Origin of the sequence: Pseudomonas sp. NFPP04 (assembly GCF_900113815.1) — a bacterium.
Classification (GTDB): Bacteria; Pseudomonadota; Gammaproteobacteria; order Pseudomonadales; family Pseudomonadaceae; genus Aquipseudomonas; species Aquipseudomonas extremorientalis.
On the sequence record NZ_FOQS01000006.1, the window covers coordinates 374,547 to 381,920 of the forward strand.

General features: G+C 64.9%; 5 protein-coding genes and 1 pseudogene. 1 reads left to right on the forward strand and 5 read right to left on the reverse strand.

The features are described 5' to 3' along the window. Nucleotides 1-20: 20 nt before the first annotated feature. Both BM017_RS16120 and BM017_RS16125 read right to left on the reverse strand, forming a co-directional pair. Nucleotides 21-1,511 (reverse strand): aldehyde dehydrogenase family protein, encoded by a 1,491-nt coding sequence (locus BM017_RS16120; RefSeq protein ID WP_092246166.1) that lies wholly within the window; start codon nucleotides 1,509-1,511, stop codon nucleotides 21-23. Nucleotides 1,512-1,522: 11 nt separating this feature from the next. Then, nucleotides 1,523-3,064 carry an acetolactate synthase large subunit gene (locus tag BM017_RS16125; protein WP_092246169.1) on the reverse strand — a complete coding sequence of 514 codons (1,542 nt, stop codon included), beginning with the start codon at nucleotides 3,062-3,064 and terminating at the stop codon, nucleotides 1,523-1,525. Between the two features lie 212 nt (nucleotides 3,065-3,276). Between BM017_RS16125 and BM017_RS16130 the strand changes: the two genes are divergently transcribed. Next, nucleotides 3,277-4,035 (forward strand): IclR family transcriptional regulator, encoded by a 759-nt coding sequence (locus tag BM017_RS16130; RefSeq protein WP_071491536.1) that lies wholly within the window; start codon nucleotides 3,277-3,279, stop codon nucleotides 4,033-4,035. Nucleotides 4,036-4,062: 27 nt separating this feature from the next. Here the strand turns inward: BM017_RS16130 and BM017_RS16135 are convergent, their stop codons facing one another. From BM017_RS16135 to BM017_RS16145, 3 genes and pseudogenes are all read right to left on the reverse strand, one after another. Beyond that, nucleotides 4,063-5,376 (reverse strand): alginate export family protein, encoded by a 1,314-nt coding sequence (locus BM017_RS16135; protein ID WP_170856090.1) that lies wholly within the window; start codon nucleotides 5,374-5,376, stop codon nucleotides 4,063-4,065. 3 nt (nucleotides 5,377-5,379) lie between these two features. Beyond that, nucleotides 5,380-6,804 carry an aldehyde dehydrogenase family protein gene (locus tag BM017_RS16140; protein WP_092246172.1) on the reverse strand — a complete coding sequence of 475 codons (1,425 nt, stop codon included), beginning with the start codon at nucleotides 6,802-6,804 and terminating at the stop codon, nucleotides 5,380-5,382. Between the two features lie 78 nt (nucleotides 6,805-6,882). Further along, nucleotides 6,883-7,374: pseudogene (locus tag BM017_RS16145) on the reverse strand (APC family permease); the annotation flags it as partial.

Consider the following 7,374-nt stretch of genomic DNA (forward strand, 5'->3'; position numbering starts at 1 on the left):
ACCTCGTGTGATTATTCAGTTCAGGCCAGATCGACAAACACGCTTTTGGTCTCGGTGTAGGCATCGATCACGTTCTTACCCATTTCCCGGCCCCAGCCGGATTGCTTGTAGCCGCCGAATGGCGAGGCCGCATCGACCACGTTCCAGCAGTTGACCCACACCGAGCCCGCCTTGAGTTGCGCCGCCACGCGGTGCGCCGAGCGCAGGTCGCGGGTCCACAGGCCGGCCGCAAGGCCATAGGGCGAATCGTTGGCGCGCAGCACCAGGTCATCGATTTCGGTCCAGCTCATTACCGTCAGCACCGGGCCGAAGATTTCTTCGCGGGCGACGCAGGCCGCCTCGGCGCGATCTAGGAACACACTGGGCGCAATGAAGTGGCCACGCTCCAGGTGGGCCGGACGCCCGCCACCGCAGATCAGTTCGGCGCCCTCTTCCTGGCCGCGTTGCAGGTAGCCCTTGACCGTCGCCAGCTGGCGCCCGGAAACCAGCGGGCCCATGCTGCTGGCCGGGTCCAGGCCATTGCCGAGGACATGGGCGGCGGCGTGCCGTTCGAGTTCTTCGAGGACCTGGTCCAGCACGCTGGCGTGCACGTACAACCGCGAAGCGGCGGTGCACACCTGGCCCTGGTTGTAGAAAATGCCATCGGCGGCGCCTTTGGCGGCGCGCACGATATCGGCGTCGGGCAGGATGATGTTCGGCGACTTGCCGCCCAGTTCCAGCGAGACCTTTTTCATGTTGCGCGTGGCCGCTTGCGCGATCAGCCGGCCGACCTGGGTCGAGCCGGTAAAGGCGATCTTGTCCACATCGGGATGCTCCGCCAGCGGCGCACCGGTTTCGGCGCCAAGGCCGGTGACCAGGTTGACCACGCCGGCCGGGAACCCCGCCGCCTCGATCAACTGCACCAGGCGGATCGCAACCAGCGGCGTTTGTTCGGCAGGCTTGAGCACCGCGACGCAACCGGTGGCCAGCGCCGGGCCGAGCTTCCACACGCACATGTTCAGCGGGAAGTTCCACGGCACGATCAGCGCGCAGACCCCCACCGGTTCACGCAGGGTGTAGTTGAGCATCGGCGCGCCGCTGGCCGGTGAAACGGGCAAGGTGCTGCCTTCGATCTTGGTCGGCCAGCCGGCGAAGTAGCGCAGGATGGTGGCGGCGCTGGCCGCTTCACCGCGCGCCGCAGCAATCGGCTTGCCGTTTTCCAGGGTGATCAGCTGCGCCAGTTCTTCGCGGTGCTGGTCCAACAGGTCCGCCAGGCGGAACAGCAGCAGGCCGCGCTGGGCCGGTGACTGCAACGACCAGGCGCCGTTGAACGCCGAACGTGCGGCGGCGACGGCGGCGTCCACGTCCCGTGCACCGCCCTGGGCCACTTCGGTCAGGGTGTCTTCGGTGGCCGGGTTTTCCACCGCAAAACGGCGGCCATCGGCAGCATCCTGCCAACTGCCACCGATAAACAGGCGTCCCGGCTGGGACAGAAAAGCCTGGACGGCGGGTAGTACTTCAAACAGCTTCATGGTCGACTCCTTCACAGCGCCATTTCGATCAGGCAAGGCCCGCCGTCGGCATTTGCATTGGCCAGCGCCCGTTGCAGTTCGGCATTGGTGTGCACCGTGCTGGCTGGCACGCCGTAGCCTTTGGCCAGGGCTTTCCAGTCAATGCGCGGGCTGTCGAGCACCGTCAGCTTCAGGGCTTCGGGTCCCAGTTCGGTCATGCCGAAACGACGCAACTCGTTCTGCAGAATCGCGTAGCGGTGGTTGGCGGCAATCAGGATCACCACTGGCAGTTGCTCGCGGGCAATGCTCCACAGGGTTTGAATGGTGTACTGGGCACTGCCGTCCGATTGCAGGCAGTACACGCGGTTGCCGCGCTCGGCCAGGGCGGCGCCGAAGCCCACCGGGATACCCTGGCCGATCGCGCCACCGGTGTTGGTCAGTACCCGGTGCCGAGCGGCGCGGGCCGAAGCGGTGAAGAACGGATAGCCGCAGGTGCCGCCTTCGACGGAGACAATGCTGTCGTCCGGCAGGGCGGCAGCCAGCAACTGGCCCACCGACTGTGGGGTCAGCTCGGCGTGACCGGGCGGCAGTTCGATGCCCTGGGGCGTCGGCACATAAGCGGGTGCATCCAGGGCGTCGGCCAATGCCGTCAGCGCGCCGGCCACATCGTCACCGACATCGGCCAACGCCAGCAGGCGCTCACGTTCGGCCAGGCGCGACGGGATGCCTTCGTAGCCGAAGTAGCTGATGGGCTCCGGCACGCCGGCGCACACCACCAGGTCGTATTGTTCGAGGATTTCAATCGCCACTTCCGGGAAGTACGGCAGGCGGTCCAGGTCCGGCAGGCCACCGCCACGGTAGCTCAGGCGTGGAAAGGTCTCGGCGAACAGACGCACGCCCGGCAGTTGCGCCAGGCGCCCCGCCGCTTCCAGGCCGGCAACCGACAAGCCTTCGTCGCCGACGATAAACACCAGGCGCAGGCCGTCACGCAGGGCCTTGGCCACGTTCTCGATGCGGTCGCCGGCAAAGCGCCGGACCGGCGGGCGGATCGGGGCGAATACACCGCTGTGGGTCACGGCATGGGCTTGCAGGTCCATGGGCAGGATCAAACTGGCGATCTGCCCCTTGGCCTGCCAGGCCGCGCGCATGGCTTCCTGCAGATCCTCGCCCACCCCCGACGCCGTGCGCGAGGTGCGCACCCAGCCGGAGACCGCGCCTGCCAGGGCCTGGATGTCACTGGCCAGCGGCGGGTCGTAGTTGACGTGCCAGGAGGCGTGATCGCCGATCACGTTGACGATGGGAGTGTTGGCGCGCCGTGCGTTGTGCAGGTTGGCGATGCCGTTGGCGAACCCGGGCCCCAGATGGGTCAGGGTCATGGCCGGTTTGCCGGCAATCCGGCCATAGCCGTCCGCCGCGCCGGTGCAGACCCCTTCAAACAACGACAACACCGGCTTGAGTGCAGGTGCGCTGGCCATCGCCGCCACCAATGGAATTTCGGTGGTTCCGGGGTTGGCGAAGCAGTACTCGATACCGCTTGCCGCAGCCGCATTCACTATCAGTTGCGCACCATTCATTTTCAGCCCTCTTGCTTGAGCGTTTGCAGTGATGAGATTTATCACACACAAAAATTCAATCAACAAGCATTTTATTTTGATTTGTCTCATTTAGTGAGATTTATGTGATTTTTTGGCGACCTCAAAAGCACAAAAGATTGCGTTTTTCTTTCACTGCGGTAGTGTTGCGCCAGCGGAACGCAGCACGTGCCCCTCCCCTTTTTAGGAACGAAATGAGCAGCCTGAGCAAATTGCTGAGCGTCCTGGACCTGTTCGGCCCACAGACATTGAAGATCGACCCCGACACCATCGCCGAGCGCATGGGCCTGTCACGGGCCACCGTGTACCGCTACGTCAAGGACTTGTGCGATGCCGGCCTGCTGACCCGCGTGGATGCTGGCAGCTATGGCCTGGGCCCACGGGTGATCGAGCTGGACTGGAAGATGCGCCAGTACGACCCGATCCTGCTCGCCGGGCGCGAGCTGATGCACGAGTTATCCGCGCAAACGGGCCTGGCGGTGTTTGCCAGCGTGTTTTATGACGGGCGCATCATCAACACCTACATCGCCGAGCCCACCGACACCTATCACTTTGCGTTCGGGCGTGGGCAACCGTTGCCGTTCTTTCGCGGCGCGCAGTCGAAGGTGTTGATCGCCTACCAGAAAGGCCGTCGCCTGCAACGCCTGTTCGACGAGCACCTGGCCAACGACCCCGCCAGCCCCTACGACTGGGCGGGGTTCAACAAGGCCGCGAAAAAGATCCGCAAGGACGGCTACTGCCTGACCCACGATGAGCTCAACCTGGGCCTGACCGGTATCGCCGCGCCCATCATCCAGACCGACCTGGACGAAGTGGTCGGCAGCCTGTCGGCCGTCGGCAGCACGCAAAGCTTCAAGCTGCTGCGCCAGGAAACCGTGATAGAGATGGTCATGGACACCACGCGACGGATCGCCGACAACATGCGCAACCCGCCTACCACCAGAACGGCATAGGTATCCCAACGCCGTACCCAGCCATGCTCAGAACGGCACGGCCACGGTCACCTGGCTGTACACATTGGTGCCATTGCCCCCCACCTGATTACCGCCCGTGGTCGCGTCCTTCTCGGGCTTGTACAGGCCAACCAGCGGGGTGACGATCAGGTGCGGGTTGACCGCCCATTCGGCATACAGGTCCAGTTCCCGGGCAGTGAGGTTGATTGCATCGCGCTTGCGCACGGTGTCGAAATCGAAGAACAGCGCGCCCAGGGTCAGGGTTTCCAGCGGGGTCGCCTTCAACCCGACATGCTGGACCCGTGTATTGCTGTTGAACGGCCCCGAGTAGTTGCTGGCGACTTCGCCTTGCAGCCAGGTGCCGTACCCCAGGCTCTGGCCGGTGAACAACGAGTCCCACTTCTGTGAGTAGCGCGCATAACGGTACGTGAGTTTGGGCGACCAGGCGCTATCGGCAAAAGTGTAGCCTGCCTCGCCGTACCAGGCGTTTTGCGGGCCGGCGTCCTTGTCCTGCCAGGCGTACTCGAATGCCAGGCTGACGTTCTTGACGCCCGCATCGCCCTCACCGCGCACGCTGTAGACATTCATGCCCTTGCGCTGGCGCTGGAAGTCACTGGCCCATTGATCGTTCACGTTGATGCCGTGGATCCAGGTCAGCCCGATCGTCCCCGGCTGGGCGGTGTAGTCCAGCGTACCGGCGGCCAGTTCGGTTTCGGCCTGGGCGCGGTTGTCGGACTTCAACCACAGCAGGCTGCCATGCAGGCCGTCCTGCCCACCCAGGCGCACATACGCGGTCTGGTCGAACGCATGCCGCGCCGCCAGGTAGAACGCCCCCCCGCGGTTCAGCTTGCCATCGGCGGGGCCCTTGCCCAGGTTCGGCCCGTCATCGTTGATCAGGAACCCACGACCCAGCTTGACCACCTGGCGCCCAGCGGAAATATCCACGCCGTTCTTGCCCAGCGCCGGGAACAGATCGTCGGACCGCCAGCCGAGGTACGCGTCTTCAATCTTGGTGGTGCGCTCGGTGCCCAGGGTGTTGCCTGCCGGGTCGCCATCGCCCCAGGTAGCGGAACTGAGCAGTGCAAAGGCACCGTACGCGGTGCCGTTGCCGGCGAGGGCCTGGTCGCCACTCAAGCCATACTTGATAAAACCCTCGCGCCAGGTAGAACCGCCGGGAGTGCCGTCGTAGTTCTTGCGGCTGTTGAATTGCCCGAACACCGCGGTCATGTCGGCGTTGAGGTGACGACTGTCATCGCTGTACAGCTCATAGGCATGCGCGGACGGGAAGGCGCAAAGCACCAGGGTGCACGCCAGCGCGGGGCCGATAAGTGGAGGGTGCATGGCTCAGGCTCCTTGTGCTGGCTTGCGAACAAACAGCAATTGCTGACCGGTGAACTCCAGCAGGCCTTCCAGGCCGAACTCGACGCCAAACCCGGACATCTTGCTGCCGCCAAACGGCGTGTTCGGCTGGATCTGCGCATGACAGTTGACCCACGCCACCCCACTCTCCAGGCGGCTGGCCAGGAGCTGGGCCTGTTCGACATCCGGCCCCCACACCGAGCCGCCCAGGCCCATGTCACCGGCATTGGCGCGCCGCAGCACGTCTTCCACGTCGCGGTAGGCGATCAGCGGTAGCACGGGGCCGAACTGTTCTTCGTCGACCAGGCGCTGACCGTCGGTGACGTCGGCCACCAGGGTGGGCGGGTAGAAAAAACCGGGGTGATCCAGGCGTGCGCCGCCGCACAGCACCCGCCCGCCGTTGGCCCGTGCGTCGTCGACCAGGGCTTCCACCAGCGCCAGCTGTTCCAGGTTCTGCACTGGACCGAAGGTGACCCCGGCCTCCAGGCCGTCCCCCACCACCTGGCGCGCCGCGATCTGCGTCAGCGCCTCGGCGAAGGCTTGGTATTGCGACTCGTGGATATACAGGCGCTTGAGGGCGGCGCAGGTCTGCCCCATGTTGAGAAACGCCGCCTGGAAGATCGCCTCGGCCACCTCTTGCACCGGCGTGCCCGGCAGGATGATCGCCGCGTCGTTGCCGCCCAGCTCCAGGGTCAGGCGCTTGAGGTTACTGGCAGCGCCGCGCATCACGCTTTGCCCGGTGGCGGTGGAGCCGGTGAAGACAATCTTCTGGATGCCTGGATGCGCCGTGATCGCGCTGCCGAAGCCTTGCTCGCCCGTCACGCAATTGATCACGCCGTGGGGCACATGGCGGGCGATGATGTCGACCAGGCCCAGGGTGCTCAGCGGCGTCAGGCTCGACGGTTTGCTGATCACGCAATTACCGGCCCGCAATGCCGGCATGATGTGCCACACGGCGATCATGAACGGCCAGTTCCACGGCGTGATCGAGGCCACTATGCCCAAGGGTTTGCGGTGCAACTCGATGCGTTGGGTGGGGGTGTCTTCCACCAGCTCCACGGCAATGTCTTGCCCCGCCGCGTAGCGGGTCCAGGCGGCCGCGCCCATGACTTCGGAAAACGCCAGTTCCAGCGGTTTGCCTTGTTCCTGCACGATCAGCCGGGCCAGTGCATCGGCCTCCCGTTCGATATCCGCCGCAATCGCCAGCAGGCGTGCGCTGCGGTCGGCGTGGCTGCTGTGGCGCCAGCTTTTGAACGCCACCTGCGCGGCCTCCACCGCCTGGTCGAGTTGCCCCAAAGAACCTGCCGGGCAGTGGGCGAACACCGCCCCGGTGGCCGGGTTGACCACTTCGAACCGCCCCTGCTCACCGGCCACCAGGGCCCCGTTGATAAGCATCTTGTAGTTGTGCATTTGCAACCTTCCTTTCACACGCTGGCGGGCCTGGCCGAAGGACGGCAGGCCGGTTTTATCTGGATGATCGGGTGTGGCTCAGAGCTTGTGGCTGCCCAACGCGTGGAAGCGCTGCGGCGAGAGTTTGCGCAAGCGTGCGGCGAGGTAAACCCCGATGATCAGGGCCACGGGGATGATCGCGCACAGGCCATAGGACAGGAGCTTGCTGGCCCCGGTCAGCACGTCGAAGTGCACCACCGCCAGCACCAGCACCGACACCAGGGCCAGGCTGGAGAAAACGGGGAGGATACGCCCACGCCAGAGCCCGACGTTCAGTTCGGGATGACGCTGGAAGTACACGCACACCGCCACCGACGTCAGCGCCATCAGCAGGATGACGCACAGCGTCGCCAGGTTGGACAGCCAGGCGAACAGTTGCAGGATCGGATCGGCATCCATGGCGGCAAAAATCAGCACCACCACTGCTGCGATCAGGCTCTGCAAGGCCGAGCCCATGTGCGGGCTCTGGTGTACGCGATGGGTGGTGCCCAGCAGGCTGTGCAGCAACCCATCGCGGCCAATCGCATAGAA